Genomic DNA, 17,626 nt, shown 5'->3' with positions numbered 1-17,626 from the left:
CGGTTCAATCGATGCGGGCACCGGAGGTCTCGATGACCTTCTTCCACTTGGCGGCCTCGCTGCGCACCAGTGCTGCCATCTCCTCTGGCGTGCTGCCCTGGGGCACCACGCCGTTGGCGGCGAACTGCTCCTTCAGCTCGGGCGACGCCAGCACGGCGTTGATCTCGCGATTCAGCCTGTCGATCACGGCGCGCGGCGTGTTCTTCGGCACCGAGATGTAGTTGACCGGGGCGGCGTCGAAGCCCTTGAGCGTCTGCGCGATCGGCGGCACGCCGGGCAACAGGGGCGACGGCTTGGCCGTGGCCACGCCGAGCGGCCGCAAGGCGCCGCTGTCGATGTGCGGCTTGTAGGCCGCGATGCTGTCGATGGCCATCTGGACCTGGCCGGAGAGCAGGTCGGCCAGCGCAGGCCCGGTGCCGCGGTAGGGAATGTGCATGATCGAGACGCCCGCGGCCTGCTTGAAGAGCTCGCCCGCCAGATGGCTGCTGGCGCCCTGGCCGGCACTGGCGAAGTTGACCTTGCCAGGGTTGGCCTTGGCGTAGGCGATGAGTTCCTCGATGGAGTGCACGGGCAGGTTCTTGTTGACCACCAGGACGTTGGGGACGATCGCCACTTCCGACACCGGCACCAGGTCATGCACCGGGTCGTAGGGCGGCCTGGCCATGAGGTAGGGACTGGTCATCTGGGGACCCGGCGTGGTGTACAGCAAGGTGTGGCCGTCGGCTGGCGCCTTGGCGACGATGTCCGCACCCAGCACGGCTCCCGCGCCCGGCTTGTTGTCGACCACCACGGGCTGGCCCAGCCGCTTGGCCAGAGGCGCCGCGATGGCCCGCGCGACGAAGTCGGCACCGCCGCCGGGTGCGAAGGGAACCACCATCCGCAGCGGCTTGGTGGGAAAGTCCTGCGCGCCTGCGCTGCAGGCAATGGCGGCGCACAACAACGCGGCGGTCCTGGCAAAAAGCTTTTTCATCGCGTTCAACGGGGCTTGTAGGTGACGCCGCAGCCCGGCCCGGGCGGCAATCGAAGTTGGCCGTGTTGCACCGGTAGCGGTGTGAAGGGGTCGTCCTGTAGGTGCAGGTGTTCCGACAGCTCGCAGGCATAGGGCAGGCGCCGAACGACGCTGGCGGCCTGCAAGGCCATGGCCTGGAGCAGCGACGGGCCGAAGGCGGCACCGACGCGGCAGCCCACCTCGCCCGCCTCGCACAGGCGCACCGCCTGCACAAAGCGCCGGATGCCGCCCAGATTGGTGACCTTGAGGTTGATGACGTCCACGGCCCGCTCGGCCACCAGCCTGAACACGTCACGCACGCTCTGCGCGCTCTCGTCGGCCTCGATGGCCACCGGCAGCGTGCGCGTGAGCAGGGCCAGGCCGGCGAAGTCGGCGGCGGGCACCGGCTGCTCGATCAGGGCGATGTCGTAGCGCTCCATGCGACGGAAGGCCGCGATCATCTGCTTGGCGTTGTACGACTGGTTGGGGTCTAGGGTGAGGGCGACCGCCTCGCCCGCGGCGGCGCGCACGGCGGCGATCCGCTGCACGTCCAGGTCGGTGTCGCCCGAGAGCTTGAGCTTGAGCTGCCCGTAGCCTTCGGCCGCCAGTCGGCCCGCCAGGACGGCCATCTCGTCGGGCGCCTTGATCGGCAGGATGCGCGACAGCGGCACCGCATCGCGCAGCTTGCCGCCGAGCAGCACGTGCACCGGCACGCCCAGGCGGCGCGCCAGCAGGTCGTGCAGCGCCATGTCGATGGCGGCCTTCACCGTCGGCTGGTAGGCGAGCAGCGCGTCGATCTCTTCCATGGTGCCGGCCAGGTCGTCCACGGCACGGCCCACCAGGCGTGGCGCCAGGAAGGCAAGCCCGGCCTGAGCTCCTGCGCCGTGCGTGGAGATGGCCGGGATGGCATGGCAATAGCCCATGCCTTCGTTCCCGTCCTCGTCCTGCAGGCGCAACACCTGCCCTTCGAGCGACGGCACCTGGGCGCGCGCGAACTTCCATTGCGGGTCGGCCAGCGCCTGGGTGCACGGTTCGACGGTGGCGGCGACGATCTTCATCGGGCCGCTGCTCATTGAATCGTGATCTTGGCCTTGGCGATGATGTCCCGCCACTTTTCCGACTCGGCCTGCATCAGCTGCTGGTACTCGTTGCCGGTGGACGTCATCGGCAAGGCGCCCTGCAGCAGGTACTGCTGCCGGGTGTCGGGCGCATCGACGGCGGCGATGAAGGCGTCGCGCAGCTTCGCCGCGATGGGCGCGGGCACGCCCTTGGGCGCCACGATGCCGTAGGTGGTTTCCATCACCACGCCGGGCAGCCCCTTTTCGGCTGTGGTCGGCACGTTCGGCAGTTGCGGCGCGCGGCTCTTGGAGGCCACCGCCAGCGCCTTGAGCGAGCCGCTGTTGACGTGCGCGAGCACCGGCAGCAGGTCGACCATGGCCACGTCGACCTCGCCGCCCAGCAGGCCGGTGATGGCGGGTGCCGCGCCCTTGTAGGGCACATGCAGCAGGCTGACGCCCGCCTGGTCGTCGAAGATCTCCATGCCGATGTGCGGCGTGGTGCCGGGGCCGGCCGAGCTGTAGCTCAGCTTGCCCGGCGCCGCCTTGGCCTTCTTGACCAGGGCGTCCAGCGAGTCGATGCCCGACTTGGTGTTGACCACGATCACGCTGGGAATGCGGGCCACGAGCGTGAGGTACTGCAGGTCGCCGAGCGTGTACGGCGCCTTCATGAGGTTGGGCATGCCGACCAGCGGGCCGGGTGCCACCAGGGCGAAGGTGTAGCCGTCGGGCGTGGCCTTGGCCGTCGCGTCGACGCCGATGGTGCCGCCGGCGCCCGCGCGGTTGTCCACCACCACGGGCTGGCCCAGGCGGGCGCCCACCTTGGTGGCGAGCAGGCGGGCGATGGCGTCGGTGGGCCCGCCCGCGGCATAGGGGACGATCAGCTTGATGGGCCGGGCCGGCCAGTCCTCGGCATGGGCGGCAGGGCTGGCAGCGAGACTGCAGGCGAGTGCCAGGGCGGCAGTCGCGCGGTACGAGGGACGGCCTTGGCCCATGATGCTTGTCTCCTTGGATTGGCTCTGCAGGCAGTCTAGGAGGCACCCTCTTCGCGAGCTATGCACCGATCGTGCAAGGCTGTTATGCGGGCGCGAGCAAGCGGGTCGATGCCCTGCTCAGGGCGCGAAGGCCGTCCCATAATCGCCGCCCATGCACAAGCCTAGAGCCACCGACTTCGCGCTGGACATCGCCGCCGACCTGCAGAAGTGGCGCTCCTTCGTGGCCATCGGCGAGCTCGGCAGCCTGACGCGGGCTGCGCTTTTTCTGGACAGCAACCAGTCCTTCCTGAGCCGTCAGGTCAATGCGCTGGAGCGCGAATGCGGCACGCGGCTCTTCAACCGCACGGGCCGTGGCGTGGAGCTGTCGGAGGCGGGTCAGCGCCTGTTCCCCCAGGTCAAGGACCTGCTGGAGCGCGCCCAGGCGCTGGAGCACGACATCCGCGCCGACCTGCGCGAGCCCGTGGGCACCGTGACGCTGGGCAGCCTGCCCTCCATCGGCACCATCCTCACGGGCCGGCTCTTCGCGGCCGTTCGCGCGCGCCTGCCGGGCGTGAGCCTCAAGGTGCTGGAAGGCTCCAGCGGCCAGGTGGAGGAATGGCTCACCGACGCGCGTGTCGACATCGCCATCCTCTACCGCTATGCCCCCACGCTGCCCGAAGGGGAAGAAGCGCTCGCGACGGTGGACAGCTACCTGATCGGCCCGCGCGACGACCGGCTCACGGCGAATGGACAGGTTCCGTTCGCGAGCCTCGATGGGTTGCCCTTCATCCTGCCCAGCGCGCCCAACGGGCTGCGCACGGCGCTCGATGCCGGCGCGCGGCATGCGCGCATCGCGCTGGCGCCGGTGATCGAGGCGGATTCACTGCCGCTGCAGAAGCAGCTCACGGCCCAGGAAGGGCTCTACACGGTGCTGCCGCTGCACGCCGTGTGGCAGGAGGTGCAGGAAGGCCGACTGCAGGCCGCGCGCATCGTCGAGCCGCCCTTCCAGCGCACCGTCGCCCTGGCCTTCTCGCGGTCCAAGGGGCCGTCGAGTGCGGTCACGGCGGTGACGGGGCACATCGTGCGCATCGTCGGCGAGATGGCGACACAGGGGATGTGGCGCTCCTGATCGGCCGGATGCCGCGCCACTGATACCCGGCGCGCGGGGCGCGGCCCTGTTCGGGGCCGAGTCCCCAGCGCCGGGCCGGCTTCAGTCGGCCTCGTCGTGCTTCGGCCGGTCCTTCGCGACCTGCACCAGATCGCGGGCCGAGAGGGCATCGCCCTGTTTCGGCACGAAGCCGACCTGCAGCCCGAAGATGCCGGCGATCTTCTCCAGCGTGTCCAGCGTCGGGTTGGCCTTGTCGGCCTCGATGCGGCGCAGGATCTGCACGCTGAGCCCGCGGTGCCGGGCAAACTCCGGCTGGGTCAGCCGGCTGATGCGGCGCATGGCGGCCACGGCCTGGCCGATGGACAGGCGACCACTGCTCACCGCTTCATAGAAGGCATCGCGGTACTGCCGCTCAAAGTCGGCGTCGGCGCGGGTGCGGCGCTTGTCCATGGCGTCACGCGATTCCGCCGCCGGCAGGCAGCAGGGCCGACAGTGCGGCGAGCTGCTCGCTCTGGCGGTCGATGGTGGCGCGGCAGGCGTCGATGACGGCGGCCTCCACGCCGCAATGCGCGGCAGTCGCAGGCAGCTCGGCGACCACGTCGGCAAAGGCCCGCAGGGCGGCCACGATGCGCGGCCGTTCGTCGTCCGGCACGTCCAGCATGGCCAGCACCTGCGTCCACGTGTCCTGCACACGGCCGGTCGAATCGCGCCAGTGGCAGCTGCGCACGATCAGCTCGCTGTCCAGGAACATGGGCGCGAAGTCGAACAGCGGCGTGAGCTGCACACGGCCATCGGCCAGGCGCTGCACCGCGGTGTTGCGCGCATGGTTGTCGGTGTTGCGCATCGCGAGGTTCAGCACGTCGCGCTTGAAGAATTCGATGGTCTCGGCCAACGGGTCGGACACCACCGCCCGCAGCGCGCGCAGCAACTGCTGCTGGTCGGCGGCGATGCCGAAGCCGCGCAGGTCGGCCAGGCTGGCGAGGCTCTCCTGGTGCAGCCGGTGCACGCGCCCGCCCTGCACCTCGCGGTCGAAGCGACGCAGCAGGAGCATGTCGCCATGCAGCACGGGCTCGGCACCGGTGCGCAGGCCGCAAGCGGCGGCCAGGCGCAGGTAGGCGGCTTCGTTGCGCAGCACGGTGCGGTCCTCCTGGGCCGGGCCCCGCGGCAGCTTGAGCAGCCAGTGGGCCTGCGCGTCCTCGTCGGGGAGCGCCATGTCGGCGAACCAGCGGCCATCGGCGTCGGTGCTCAGCAGGAACTTGGGCGCCACGCCCTGCACGCCGGTGGTGCCGGAGGCCAGCATGGCATGCATGGAGAGATGGTCCAGCACATCGGCGCTGTGGGCGTGCAGGTCCTGCAGCGCGAAGCCGCGGCTGCTCGCGGGATCCGGGTTGCGCCGCACATGCTCGGCGAAGAACGCGACTGCGCTTTGCAGGCGCAGGCAGCCGATGGGATTGAAGGCGCCGGCCATGACGAGCGGCAGCACGAGGTGCTCGTCGTCCTGCAGGTGCAGCTGCGAGAGCAGGTACTTGCGCCCCCTGCCCTGTGGCACGAGGTCGTAGAGAAAGGCGGGTGCCCGGCGGTCGGCCTCCGGGCCCGACGGTCCTTCGCGGTAGCGGTCCGGTGCCATGTTCACCGGCAGGCGCAGCGACACCGGGCAGGGGTCGGATGTGCCGAAGACGTAGTCGGGCAGGTAGTCGATGCGGCAGCGATCCGGGCCCAGGGCGCGAAGCTCCGCCGCGGGCAGCCAGCTGCCCGCACGGTGAATCTCGATGAACGTGGTCCGATCGCGCATTTTGGCGATCATGATAGTCAAAATGATCGCGTAGAACGCACATATGGCCTATCAGGATAGGGCAAATCATCGGCCTACCTCGGGCCGGTCCGCAATGCTCTTCAGCCCACCCGGCTCGCAATCAACACCGCATTGGTCCCGCCAAAGGCGAAGGCGTTGGACATCACATGCCGGATGCCGCCGGCCGCGCGCGGGGCCAGGCCATGCACCAGGTCCACGCCCAGGGCGGCATCGGGCGCGGTGGCGCTGGCGGGCAACTGGCCCAGGTCCATGGCGCGCAGGGCGCACAGCAGTTCGATGGCGCCACCGCCGCCCATGATGTGGCCGTGCAGCGTCTTGGTGGCGCTCACCGGCACGCCGCGCGCGCCGAAGATCTCTGCCAGCGTGGCGGCCTCGGCCGCGTCGCCGGCCACCGTGCCGGTGCCGTGCGCGTTCACATGGCCGATGTCGCTGGCCGCGAGGCCGGCATCCGCCAGCGCGGCCCGCACCGCGCGCACCTGGCCATCGCTGTTCGGGTTGCTGATGTGCACCGCATCGCAGCTGGTGCCGTAGCCCGCCAGCAGCGCGCGGACGTCCACGCCGCGGCGTTCGGCCGAGGCCACCGATTCGATGATGACCGCGCCCGAGCCTTCGCCCAGCGCGAAGCCGGCCCGGTCGGCCGAGAAGGGGCGGCAGGTGTGGGCGGCATGCGCCTCCAGCGGCGCCAGCACGCGCATGGCCTGCCAGCTGGCGATCACGCCCGGCGTCAGCAGCGCCTCGTGGCCGCCGGCGATGGCCACGTCCACCCAGCCGCCGCGCACGGCCCGCATGGCCTCGCCGATGGCCACCGCCGACGAGGCGCAGGCGCAGGCATAGCCGACGGCCGACGCCCGTGCGCCGAAGGCCAGGGCCAGTTCGGCCACGGCTGCATTGGGCATGGTCGTCAGCACCGTGGTGGGCCGCAGGCGGCGCTTGCGGCCGTAGAGCTGCTCGGTGGACTGGTCGAAGCTGCTCGCGCCGCCCATGCCCGTGCCCCAGAACACACCCAGGCGCTCGGGGGCCGGCTGGCGGCTGGCGTCGAACAGGCCGGCCTGCTCCGCGGCCTCGAAGGCGGCGCTCAGGGCCATGGCCGTGCCGCGGTCGAGGGTCACGCCCGAGGGCGCGCGGCTCTTGCGTTCGTCGAACTCGCTGCAGGCCGCCACGCCGACGGTGAAGCGCTCCACGCCGTCGATGACGACCTCGCGCGGTGCGATGGCGCACTGGTTGCCGGCCAGGGCCAGGTCCAGCGCCTGGACGCTGGTGCCCAGCGGGCTGACCAGCCCCATGCCGGTGATGGCGACAGGCGTGCTCATCGGTGTCCTTCTGCGCGCATGCTCAGGCGTGGGCCGGCGTGGCGTTGCCGGTCTGCTGGGCCATGTGCGCGTCGATGGCGGCGCACAGGTCGCCCAGGGTGATGCCGGCCTCGCGCGGGTCCAGCCGCTCCTCGGGCAGGCGCAGCTTGAGCGCGTCCTCGACCGAGAAGATGAATTCCATCAGCGCCAGGGAATCGAGGCCGAGGTCGGCCAGCGGCACCTCGGGGCGCAGCAGCGCGGGGTCGCAGCGGTGCTCTTCCTGGGCGATGCGGGCGATGGTCTGGAAGGTGGTCGACGGCATGGTTCAGCTCGGGTTGCAGGTGGAAGGAGCGCGGCCTTCGGCCACGGCGCGGGCGAACTCGATCGTCTCTTCGGCCACCTGGCGGCGGTCGTTGTCGATCGAGATCATGTGGTAGCTGTTCTCGAGCACCACCGTGTGCAGCGGTGCGTGCTTGAGGCCATGGGCCAGCAGATCGATGTTGGAAAGGCTGGCCACCTCGTCCTCGCGGGCGTGCAGGGCCAGCACGGGGCAGCGCACGCGGTCGAGGCTGCGGCGTACGGCCCGGCGCAGGCGGTCGTATTCGCGCAGATGGGCCACGCCGATGGCGGCGCAGCCGGCGCGGGAGATCTGGCGGTCCTTGAGCTCCTGCACGATCCACTCGCGCACGCGCTGGTTCTTGACGCCATAGGGCGCGCGCTCGCGGTAGCGCCACAGGCGGCCCAGCGGCGTGTACAGGGCCAGCGGCAGCAGCCAGCGGCTGCGGCCCACGCTCCAGCCGTCCATGCGCAGCGTGGTGGACATCAGCACCACGCCGGCCGCGGCCTGCCCCAGCCGGGCCACGGCCGCCAGGGCCAGTGCGGCGCCGGCCGAGATGCCGGCCAGCAGCACCGTGCCGTACTGCTGCCTGAGCTGCGCGAACTCGGCGCAGACCCGGTCCACCCACTGGTCGAAGCCGGTGGTGCGCTGGCCATCGGCATCGAAGGAGTAGCCCGCGATGTGGGGCGCACTCACGTGCCAGCCGCTTCGGCGCAGCGAGGACTGCAGGTGCAGCAGTTCGTCGGCGGTGCTGCACAGGCCGGGCAGCAGCAGGACGGCGCCGCGCACGGGGGACGCAGCAGCGTCGGACAGGAAGGATGCGGTCATCGTCGGCTCCACGGACCCCTGCCTCGTGCGGGCGGGCCATCCGTCGTTGGGGCCGCAGATTACGCAGCGCTGCCTGAAGAAAGTCCCAAGAAATCCTGAAGACTTCTTCAGGCGGAAAACGGGCCTGCAAAGGCATACTGCCTGCCCCATGTGCCCGCCATTGCCCACTCCCGATGCGCATCCTCCTGGTTGAAGACGACCGCAAGGCCGCCCGCGTGCTGGCGCGCGGCCTGCAGGAGGAGGGCTTCGTGGTCGACGTGGTCCATTCGGCCGAAGAGGCGGACGAAGAGGCCTTCGTCACCGCCTACGGCCTCATCGTGCTCGACCGCATGCTGCCCGGCCAGGACGGCCTGAGCTGGTGCCGCGACCTGCGCGAGCGCGGCGTGACCACGCCCGTGCTCATGCTCACGGCCCGCGATGCATTGGTGGACCGCGTGGAAGGCCTCAACCTCGGCGCCGACGACTACCTGACCAAGCCCTTCGCCTTCGACGAACTGCTGGCCCGTGCGCGGGCCCTGCTGCGCCGCTCGGACCTGGCCCGGCCCTCGGTGCTGGTCGTCGGTGCGCTGCGGCTCGATCCGCTCAGCCATGCCCTCACCGGCCATGGCCAGCCCATCGACCTCACGCAGAAGGAGTTCGCGCTGCTGCACATCCTGATGCGGCATCCGGGCGAGGTGGTGAGCCGGGCCCGCATCGCCGAGCAGATCTGGAAGGACGATCTGCTCGCCATCGACAACCTCATCGACGTGCACATGGGCAACCTGCGGCGCAAGCTGGAGGGCATCGCCGATCCTTCCATCGTCACCGTGCGCGGGCGCGGCTTCCGGCTGGACGTGGGGACGGCCGCATGACCATGCTGAGCTTCCGCCGGCGCCTGGCCATGGTGCACTTCGCCGTCGTGTCGCTGGTGATGGCGGTGGTGGCGGCCGTGGGCATCTGGGCCTTCTCGACCGACCTGCGCGGCGACCTGGACGATGCCATCCTGGCGCTGGCCGAGCTGGAGTCCGGCATGCTGGCCGTGGCCGAGCCGGGCACGCCCGCCGTCGTGCACGAGGCCGCGCGCAACCGCGGGCCTTCGTATGCGCGGGTGGATCGCCTGGTGCAGGTGGTGGACAAGGACGGGCAGGTGGTGGCACGCAGTGCCAACATGGGATCGGCCACGCTGCCGGTGCCGGCCGACCTGCGGGCCCAACTGGTCGGCGGCGGCCCGCTCTACGAGGACCTGGAGCGCTTTGCCGGCGAACCCACGCGGGTGGTGTCGGTGCCGGTGCCCAACCGGCCCGATCTGATGGCCGTGCAGGTCGCCGCCTCGCTGGAGGACCTGAACCACGCCGTGGCCAGTGCCGGCGTCATGATGCTGCTGCTGACCGTGGTGCTGATCCTGGCGCTGGGCATCGCGGGCGAACTGCTCACGCGCCGTGTCTTCAATGCCATCGACGACATCGTGGAGCAGGCGCGCCGCATCGGCCAGCGCAACCTGGCCAGCCGGCTGCCGCACCCCGGCGTGCCCGACGAGATCGGGCGGCTGGTGGACACGCTCAACGAGATGCTCGATCGCCTGGAGCGCGGCATCGAGGCGCAGCGCAACTTCACGGCCGATGCCTCGCACGAGCTGCGCTCGCCGCTGTCGCGGCTGCGGGCCGAGCTGGAGATCGCGCTGCGCCGCCCGCGCGATGCCGCCAGCTATGTGGAGACGCTGCATTCCGCGCTGGACGAGGTGGAATCGCTCACCCTGCTTGTGGAAGAACTGCTGGTGCTGGCCCGCCTGGATGCCGGCCAGGAGCGCGGCGAGATGGAATCGCTGTCGCTGGCCGACCTGGTGCGCGAGACCATGCGGCGCATGGCGCCCGTCGCACGCCAGCGCCAGGTGGTGCTGACGGTGAGCGAAGGCGCCGACGTGCAGGCCGTGTCGGCCCGCGTGCCGGTGCAGCTCGCCCTGACCAACCTGATCGACAACGCCATCAAGTACTCGCCGCAGGGCGGTGCCGTCAACGTGAGCCTGCTGGCCGATGCGTCCGCCCGCGAGGCCATCGTGCGGGTGACGGACGACGGCCCCGGCATCGAGCCCAGCGACCTGCCGCACCTGTTCGAGCGCTTCTACCGCGGCGCCCGCGCCCGCGAGGCGGCGGCCGGCCTGGGCCTGGGCCTGTCGCTGGCGCAGGCCGTGATGCATGCCCACGGCGCGCGGCTGGAGGCGGGCAATGCGCCGGGTGGCGGGGCGCGCTTCGACCTGCGGCTGCCGATGGTGGCGGCCGCCTGAGTACGTCGGCGGGCGCCATGGCTCCTGCAGACGCCGGCCTGCCGACGCTGCGGTCCTTGCGCGCGGTCATGGCGGTGGCCGCGCACGGCAGCACGACCGCCGCGGCCGGGTCGCTGCACCTGTCGCAGCCCACCGTGGCGCGGGCCATCGTGCAGATGGAAGCGGCACTGGGCCTGCGCCTCTTCGAACGCAGCCGCCAGGGCATGCGGCCGACCGCGCAGGGCGCGCCGCTCTTCGCGCGCATGCGCGAGACGCTGGCCCACCTCGCGCGTGCGGATGCCGGGCCCTGGCGGACGGCCGTCGGGGGCGGTCGCCTGGCCGCCCAGGTGAGCGAGCGCCAGTTGGACGTTGTCGTGCTGCTGGCTACGGCCGGCAGCCAGCGGCGCGCGGCGGCGCGGCTGGGCATGGCGCAGGCGTCGGTGCAGCAGGCACTGGCGCAGGTCGAACACCTGGCGGGCGAGCCGCTGTTCGACCGCCTGGCCGGCGGCCTGCGCCCGACCAGCCGCGGCGCCTGGGTGGCCCACCATGCGGCGCTGGCGTTGCGCGAGATGCAGGCGCTGGCAGAAGATGCCGCCGCCGCCCGCGGTCGCCTGCGGGGCCGCCTGGCCATCGGCACGCTGCCCTACTCCACCGGGGCCGTGGTCTCCGCGGCGCTGCAGCACGTCAGTGCGCGCTGGCCCGAGCTGCAGCTGTCGGTGGTGGACGGCACCTACGACACGCTGCGCAGCAGCCTGCAGCAGGCGCAGATCGACATCATGGTGGGCGCGCTGCGGCCCCAGGTGCCGGCGGACCTGCGGCAGGTGCAGCTCTTCCACGACCCGCTGGCGTTTCTGGTGCGCGCCGGCCACCCGCTGCTGGCGCGTCGCCGGCTGCGCCTGGCCGACCTGCGGCGTGCCCAATGGGTGCTGCCGATGGCGGGCTCGCCCGCCTGGGAGGCGCTGGCCCGTGCCTTCGATGCCCACGACCTGCCCGCCCCGAGCGGCGTGCACATCAACAGTCCGGCGCTGATCGCCACGCTGCTGCAGCAGAGCGACCGGCTGGCGGTGGCGCCGCCGAGCCAGTGGCATGGCGAGCTTCAGGCCGGGCTGCTCGCGACGCTCCAGGTCGCGCTGCCGCATCCGCCGCGGGCCATCGGCTTCACCGTGCGCACCGGCTTCGCGCCGACCCCCGCTCTCGCGGCCTTCCAGGAGGCCCTGGCCGCCGCGGCGACCCGGCAGGGGTGACAGGCAGAACGCATCGAAAGGGGCGTGCGCGCATGGTTGTGCGCGGCGCCTGACGGCATCCTGCGAAGCTCGGGCTGGAGCCCGCATCGACAGGAGACGACATGATTCCAAGCAACACCGGGTGCACACGGCAGCCCGCACAACCCGGCCGGCGGCGAGCCCTGGCGGCTGCGCTGGCCGCTGGCGCCTTGCCCTGGCTGCCATGGGCCGCGCGGGCCCAGTCCGCATCGAAGGGGCCGGTGCGCGTCATCGTGCCGCATCCGCCCGGCGGGCCGGCCGACCAGATCGCGCGGATCACGGCGCAGGGGCTGCAGCAGGCGCTCGGCACGCCCTTCCTGGTCGACAACCGCCCGGGCGGCGGCGGCATGCTCGGCGCCCAGGCCGTGGCCCAGGCGCGGCCCGATGGCGAGACGCTGCTCGTCAACGCCTCGGTGCACGTCACCTATCCCGCGCTGTTCAAGCATGTCGGCTTCGACGTGATCGAGGACTTCGCGCCCATCACGCAGCTCACCCGCGTGCCGATGCTGCTGCTGGTGAATCCGCAACTGCCGGTGCGCGATGTGCGGGGCCTCATCGCCTATGCCAAGGCGCATCCGGGGGCGCTCTCCTTCGGCTCTTCGGGCAACGCGGGCGCCGCCCATCTGGCGGGCGAACTGCTCAAGCAGCTCGCGGGCGTGGACATGGTGCACGTGCCCTACCGGGGCGCGGCGCCGGCCCAGACCGACCTCATCGGCGGGCAGATCCAGGTGATGTTCGACTCGGCCTCCTCGTCGATGCAGCAGGTGCGCGCGGGCCGGCTGCGGGCGCTTGCCGTGACCTCGCAGGCGCGCATGGCGCTGCTGCCCGACCTGCCCACCATGGTCGAGTCCGGCCTGCCCGGCTATGTGCTGACCAACTGGTACGGGCTGTGGGCGCCGCGCGGCACGCCGGCCGCCACGGTGCAGCAACTGCAGGCCGCCACGGCCCGGGCGCTGCACACGCCGGAGGTCGAGGCGCAGATCCGCCCGACCGGCGCCGAGGTGGTGGCCAGCACACCGGAGGAGTTCGGCCGCTTCGTGGTGGCCGAGAAGGCACTGTGGGCCGGCATCGTCCTCAAGTCGGGAGCCAAGCTTGACTGAGGCCGCCGACGCCATGCAGCCGTCGGCTCGGCCGGCGCTGCTGCTGATTCCCGGGCTGCTGTGCGACGAGGCCGTGTGGCAGGCGCAGGTGCAGGCCCTGGCACCGGTGGCCGACTGCGTCGTGGCGCGGCATGGCATGGCCGACACCATCGAGGGCATGGCCCGGCAGGCGCTGGCGCTGCTGCCTGCCGAGCGGCCCTTCAGCGTGGCCGGCCACAGCATGGGCGGCCGCTGCGCGCTCGAGATCTGGCGCCAGGTGCCCGAGCGCGTGCAGCGTCTTGCGCTGCTGGACACGGGCTACCAGGCGCGCCCCGCCGGCACGACCGGCGAGGCCGAGGCCGCCCAGCGCATGGCCTTGCTGGCCCTGGCCCGCGCGGAGGGCATGCGCGCCATGGGCCGCCAGTGGGCCCGCGGCATGGTGCACCCGGCGCGTTGGGATTCGCCGGTGTTCGCGCAGATCCTGGACATGATCGAGCGCTTCACGCCCGCGCAGTTCGAGGCGCAGATCCACGCCCTGCTCCACCGGCCCGAGGCCACCGGTCTGCTGGCCCGCATCACGGCGCCGACCCTGCTGCTGTGCGGCCGCGAGGACGGCTGGAGCCCGCTGTCGCGGCACGAGGAGATGCTGCGCCACATTCCGAAGGCGCAGCTGGTGGCGGTGGAGGACTGCGGCCACATGAGCACCATGGAGCAGCCGGATGCCGTGACAGCCGCGTTGCAACGGTGGCTCGATGAACGGCCCTCGCAAAGCCAGAGCCGCCCGAAGTAGCCAGGCGCCCGGCAGCGGGCGCGTCAGGCCGCAGGCGCGGCAAGCCGACGCAGGGTGACCTCGAACTGCGCGCCGCCCGCAGCGAGGTTCTGCGCCCGCAGCACCCCGCCGTGCCGCTCCACGATCCCGTAGCTGATGGACAGGCCGAGCCCCGTGCCCTTGCCCACGGGCTTGGTCGTGAAGAAGGGCTCGAAGATGTGGGACAGATGGGCGGTGGAGATGCCGGGGCCGTTGTCGGCCACGCGCAGATGCACATGCTCGTCGGAGCTCACGATCTCGATGCGCAGCTCGGGCGCCTGGCCCGGCAGCTCGGACGTGGCATCGAGCGCGTTCTGCAGCAGGTTCATGACCACCTGCTGAAGCTGCCCCGCATTGCCGTGCACCCAGCAGGGCGCCTGCGGCTGCCAGTGCAGTGTCAGGCTACTGGGCGCGCCCTTCGTGACCCAGAGCACGGCGCGGTCCACCACCTCGTTCAGGTCGATGTCCTGGCGGGTCTCGGGGTCGATGGCCGAGAAGCGCTTCAGGCCGTTGACGATGTCGGCGGTGCGCTGCGCGCCCTCCAGCGTGCCTTCCAGCAGCGAGGGAAGGTCGTCCAGGATATGGTCGACGCGCAGCCGGGTCCGCATGGCCTGGAGCTCGTCGGCGTCGCGGCCTTCGTGCGCGGCCTGCAGGTAGTCCCGCAGCCGGTCGCTGTAGCGGCCCAGGGCGTGCACGTTGCCCAGCACGAAGCTGATCGGGTTGTTCAGCTCGTGCGCCACGCCGGCCACCAGGCGCCCGAGCGACGCCATCTTCTCGGAATGCAGCAGCTGCTGCTGCGTGCGCTTGAGCGCCTCGTGGGCGGTGCGCAGCTCCTCGTAGGCGCGGCGGATCTCGGCCGTGGGGCGGGCCACCAGCACGGTGCCCACACGGCGCTGCGAGGCGGCGAAGCGCGGCGTGCAGTTGGCATCCACCGGCACGGCCTCGCCGCCGGCACCCCGCAGGTTCAGTTCGATCGATTCGCCGCGGCGCGTCGGGCTGCGGTTGGCCATCACCGAACGGGCGGCCGCCACGCTGCCGTCGTCGGCCAGCAGGTCGTAGAGCGACGTGCCGCGCAGCTGCTGGTCGGTGCGGCCCACCAGCTCGCACAGCGCGGCGTTGGTCTCTTCGATCAGCCCCTGGGCATCGCAGACGACCAGCACGTCCGACATCGCCGACAGCACGCTGAAGATGAACTGTTGCGACTGCTCCAGCTCGGCGTTCTTCTTCTCCAGCTCGATCTCGTCGGTGACCAGCTGGGAATAGACCTCGTCCATCTTCTGGATCACGTCGACCCAGGCAGCGTCGTCCATGCCTTGCGGGGGCAGGGGCGGCGGGGCGTCCATGCGGCGGCGAGGGGCCATCAGTGCACCGTGCAGACCATGCAGGGGTCGAAGGAGCGCACGATGTGCTGGACGGCCGCCGGCGTGTCCTCGCCGTCCTGGACAGGCGCGTCGACCAGGGCCTGCTCCAGGGCGCCGGGCGTGCCGGCGGCGTCGCGCGGCGAGAAGTTCCAGCTGGTGGGCGCCACGATCTGGTAGTTGGCGATGCGGCCATCGCGCACGGACACCCAGTGGCCCAGCGCGCCCCGTGCCGCCTCGTTCAGGCCCATGCCCTCGCCATCCGCCGGCAACCGCACCGGCACGCAGTACGGCTGGCCGGGCTGCAGCGCCTGCAGCCAGCGCTCGATCTGCGGCACCACGCGCGCCAGCTCCAGCACGCGGGCCAGCACGCGCGTGAACACGGTGCCGCCGTGGCGGCCTACGGCGTCGTGCACCAGGGCATGGCCCGCGGCCAGCTGGCGGGCGATGGCCCCGGTCTCCACCACCTGCCCGGCCAGGCGCGGCGCCTTGTTCCAGGTATAGGCGCCGGGCTTGTCGGCGTCGGGCTCGGTCATGCCGTCGCGCGGATGGCGGGGGCCGCCGGTCGCCAGCAGCCAGGCATGCGTGGCGTCCTCGGTGATGGCGGCGGTGTCCAGCGGCTGCAGGGCATCGTGCGACGCATCCCACAGGCCCGCCGCGAAGCTGTGGCCGCCCTCGGGCTGGGGGTAGGCGCCATAGCTCAGGTAGCGCCCCGGGCCGGGGCCAAGCGCCGCGAGCGCCGGGTCCAGCATGGCGCTGAGGAAGAGGCGGAAGTCGCCGCGCGCGGGCTGCTCGGCATGCCAGGCCCACAAGGCCGGCTCGCCCGGCAGCGCATCGAAGGCCTCCAGCGCCGTGCCGCCGAAGAGTTCGCGTTCCAGGAAGTTGCGGAACTCGCGCACCCGCGCCAGCAGCCGCGTGCGCTCTGCGGGCTCGATGGCCCGCGAGGAGCCCCCCGGCTCCAGGCTCTGCGTGTGCGGCCATTTGCCGGCCAGCGTGCCCAGCAGCTCGAACCAGCGCTGGCGCGCCGCGATGGCCTTGCGCACCTGCTCGCCGTGCCCGGCCGTAAAGCGCTCCACCGCCTCGGCATGCCAGGGCCGGCCCGCGTAGGCGGCGCGCGCGAAGTCGGGCATGAAGAACAGGTAGAAGTGCGTCAGGTGGTCGGCCAGGTTCTCGATGGCGAGGATGGCGTTGGTCACGTGGCGGCCGTTGGGCGGCATCGCGACGCCCGCCAAGTCGGCCAGCGCATGGGCTGCGGCGACCGACTGCGAGACCGAGCAGATGCCGCAGATGCGCGGCACGTAGACCAGGGCGTCATGCGGCGCCTTGCCGTGCAGGATCTGTTCGAAGCCGCGGTACATCGGCGCATTGACGCGGGCCGAGCGCACCCGGCCATCGGCGACGTCCAGCGTCACTTCCAGGTCGCCTTCGACACGGTTGAAGGGGCCGACGAGCAGGCGCTTCATTTCAGCCTTGTCTTGCGGATGGACGGCGTGACGACGCGGTGGTCGGCCGTGGCGTTGAGCTTGACCCGCTGCGGCGTGGCCGACTTGGACAGCGAGGCCAGCGCCACGAACCAGGCCTTGGGCATGTCGGTGGGCAGGCCGATGGGAATGCCGGCGATCTTCGGCGTCTCGTGGAAGCGATGGCCCGGCTCCTGGAAGCCGGGCTCGGTGCAGGCGATGCAGGCATAGCCACCGCGCGTGCAGGAGCCCTCGCCGTTCCACAGCCGCGTGTTGCAGTCCGCATGCACCTGCGTGCCCTTGCAGCCCATGTGCTCCATCATGCAGCCCAGGTCCGAGGGCTTCTCCGCACTCGCCTTGAACTCGTAGAACTCGTTGCGGGTGCAGCCATGGTGGACCAGCTGGTCCGCATACAGCCGCGGCCGGCCCAGCGCGTCCAGCGCATCGGCCGTCAACTCGCCCGCAGCCATGGCCATGAGGGTGTCGATCACCCAGCCGGGATGGGTCGGGCAGCCGGCCACATTGACCACGGGCAGCCCGCCGCGGGACCGGAAGCCGGCCCCGAGCAGGCCGCCGGGGCGGTCGTCTTCGTACTGCAGGCCGCAGGCATCGGTCGGATTGGCGCCGCCTGCCGTGATGCCGCCCCAGGCCGCGCAGCTGCCCATGGCCGCGACCACACCGGCCTGCCCGGCCAGGCGCTGCACCCAGTGGATCATCGGCAGGCCGGTGCCCGCCAGCACATGGAAGCGCCCCGTGCCGTTGGGGCCGCGCAGCAACGCCCCTTCCACGCACAGCGCATCGAGCCGCACCCGCCCTTCCAGCACGTCGTTCAGGATCGCCACCACGTCGCCGCCCGTCTCCAGCGACAGCGAGGGATGCCACAGCAGCCGGATGCCGGCGTCGCGCAGCAGGCCGTGAAAGTCGGTGGTGTCGGCACACAGCAGCGACATGCTGCAGCCGCCGCAGCCGCCCGACTGCAGCCAGAGCACGTTGAAGGGTTCGGTTCGCGCCACGTCGCTCTCCTTCGA

At 71.7% G+C, this 17,626-nt stretch carries 17 protein-coding genes; 6 read left to right on the top strand and 11 right to left on the bottom strand.

The window, feature by feature from the left end; translation table 11 throughout:
• Positions 1-4: 4 nt before the first annotated feature.
• The 3 genes from L0984_RS23375 to L0984_RS23365 are packed head-to-tail and all read right to left on the bottom strand — an operon-like array spanning position 5 to position 3,038.
• On the bottom strand, positions 5-970 hold the full coding sequence (locus L0984_RS23375) for a Bug family tripartite tricarboxylate transporter substrate binding protein (RefSeq protein ID WP_234196744.1): 966 nt from the start codon (positions 968-970) through the stop codon (positions 5-7).
• 5 nt (positions 971-975) lie between these two features.
• Entirely contained in the window at positions 976-2,046 is a 1,071-nt protein-coding gene (locus L0984_RS23370) for a mandelate racemase/muconate lactonizing enzyme family protein (protein WP_234196743.1), read from the bottom strand.
• 11 nt (positions 2,047-2,057) lie between these two features.
• Positions 2,058-3,038 (bottom strand): Bug family tripartite tricarboxylate transporter substrate binding protein, encoded by a 981-nt coding sequence (locus tag L0984_RS23365; protein WP_234196742.1) that lies wholly within the window; start codon positions 3,036-3,038, stop codon positions 2,058-2,060.
• Between the two features lie 151 nt (positions 3,039-3,189).
• On the opposite strand from L0984_RS23365, the gene L0984_RS23360 reads away from it, so the two are divergent.
• The gene (locus L0984_RS23360; protein WP_234196741.1) at positions 3,190-4,146 is read left to right on the top strand and encodes a LysR family transcriptional regulator; all 957 of its coding nucleotides are present in this window, start codon (positions 3,190-3,192) and stop codon (positions 4,144-4,146) included.
• Positions 4,147-4,227: 81 nt separating this feature from the next.
• On the opposite strand, the gene L0984_RS23355 is transcribed toward L0984_RS23360, so the two are convergent.
• The 5 genes from L0984_RS23355 to L0984_RS23335 all read right to left on the bottom strand — a co-directional run bounded on the left by L0984_RS23355 (position 4,228) and on the right by L0984_RS23335 (position 8,392).
• Positions 4,228-4,575, bottom strand: a complete 348-nt coding sequence (locus L0984_RS23355) for a helix-turn-helix domain-containing protein (protein WP_234196740.1) — start codon at positions 4,573-4,575, stop codon at positions 4,228-4,230.
• Positions 4,576-4,579: 4 nt separating this feature from the next.
• Complete coding sequence (locus L0984_RS23350) at positions 4,580-5,917, bottom strand: type II toxin-antitoxin system HipA family toxin (protein WP_234196739.1); 1,338 nt, start codon at positions 5,915-5,917, stop codon at positions 4,580-4,582.
• Between the two features lie 101 nt (positions 5,918-6,018).
• Positions 6,019-7,248 (bottom strand): beta-ketoacyl-[acyl-carrier-protein] synthase family protein, encoded by a 1,230-nt coding sequence (locus L0984_RS23345; protein WP_234196738.1) that lies wholly within the window; start codon positions 7,246-7,248, stop codon positions 6,019-6,021.
• Between the two features lie 22 nt (positions 7,249-7,270).
• Positions 7,271-7,549 carry an acyl carrier protein gene (locus L0984_RS23340; protein ID WP_234196737.1) on the bottom strand — a complete coding sequence of 93 codons (279 nt, stop codon included), beginning with the start codon at positions 7,547-7,549 and terminating at the stop codon, positions 7,271-7,273.
• 3 nt (positions 7,550-7,552) lie between these two features.
• A complete protein-coding gene (locus L0984_RS23335; protein ID WP_234196736.1) occupies positions 7,553-8,392 on the bottom strand; it encodes an alpha/beta hydrolase in 840 nt (279 codons plus the stop codon).
• Positions 8,393-8,565: 173 nt separating this feature from the next.
• On the opposite strand from L0984_RS23335, the gene L0984_RS23330 reads away from it, so the two are divergent.
• The 5 genes from L0984_RS23330 to L0984_RS23310 all read left to right on the top strand — a co-directional run bounded on the left by L0984_RS23330 (position 8,566) and on the right by L0984_RS23310 (position 13,762).
• Complete coding sequence (locus L0984_RS23330; protein ID WP_234196735.1) at positions 8,566-9,243, top strand: response regulator transcription factor; 678 nt, start codon at positions 8,566-8,568, stop codon at positions 9,241-9,243.
• On the top strand, positions 9,240-10,652 hold the full coding sequence (locus tag L0984_RS23325; protein WP_370646157.1) for an ATP-binding protein: 1,413 nt from the start codon (positions 9,240-9,242) through the stop codon (positions 10,650-10,652). Before L0984_RS23330 ends, L0984_RS23325 begins: the two co-directional genes overlap by 4 nt.
• 17 nt (positions 10,653-10,669) lie before the next feature.
• Positions 10,670-11,875: a LysR family transcriptional regulator gene (locus tag L0984_RS23320; RefSeq protein WP_234196734.1), complete on the top strand. Its 1,206-nt coding sequence runs from the start codon at positions 10,670-10,672 to the stop codon at positions 11,873-11,875.
• A 188-nt stretch (positions 11,876-12,063) separates the two neighbouring features.
• Positions 12,064-12,993 carry a Bug family tripartite tricarboxylate transporter substrate binding protein gene (locus L0984_RS23315; protein WP_234196733.1) on the top strand — a complete coding sequence of 310 codons (930 nt, stop codon included), beginning with the start codon at positions 12,064-12,066 and terminating at the stop codon, positions 12,991-12,993.
• Positions 12,994-13,006: 13 nt separating this feature from the next.
• On the top strand, positions 13,007-13,762 hold the full coding sequence (locus L0984_RS23310; protein WP_234196941.1) for an alpha/beta fold hydrolase: 756 nt from the start codon (positions 13,007-13,009) through the stop codon (positions 13,760-13,762).
• 23 nt (positions 13,763-13,785) lie between these two features.
• Here the strand turns inward: L0984_RS23310 and L0984_RS23305 are convergent, their stop codons facing one another.
• From L0984_RS23305 to L0984_RS23295, 3 genes are read right to left on the bottom strand one after another with little or no spacing between them, the layout of a single operon-like run.
• Positions 13,786-15,090, bottom strand: a complete 1,305-nt coding sequence (locus L0984_RS23305) for a sensor histidine kinase (RefSeq protein ID WP_370646155.1) — start codon at positions 15,088-15,090, stop codon at positions 13,786-13,788.
• A 50-nt stretch (positions 15,091-15,140) separates the two neighbouring features.
• On the bottom strand, positions 15,141-16,601 hold the full coding sequence (locus L0984_RS23300) for a nickel-dependent hydrogenase large subunit (protein WP_234196731.1): 1,461 nt from the start codon (positions 16,599-16,601) through the stop codon (positions 15,141-15,143).
• Positions 16,598-17,611 (bottom strand): HupU protein, encoded by a 1,014-nt coding sequence (locus L0984_RS23295; RefSeq protein WP_370646154.1) that lies wholly within the window; start codon positions 17,609-17,611, stop codon positions 16,598-16,600. The genes L0984_RS23300 and L0984_RS23295 overlap by 4 nt, the downstream gene beginning before the upstream one ends.
• Positions 17,612-17,626: the final 15 nt, after the last annotated feature.

It is taken from the genome of Pseudacidovorax sp. NFM-22 (genome assembly GCF_021401245.1).
Classification (GTDB): Bacteria; Pseudomonadota; Gammaproteobacteria; order Burkholderiales; family Burkholderiaceae_C; genus Xenophilus.
The sequence above is the reverse complement of the archived record's forward strand: the minus strand, read 5'-3'. Positions and strand labels throughout refer to the sequence as shown.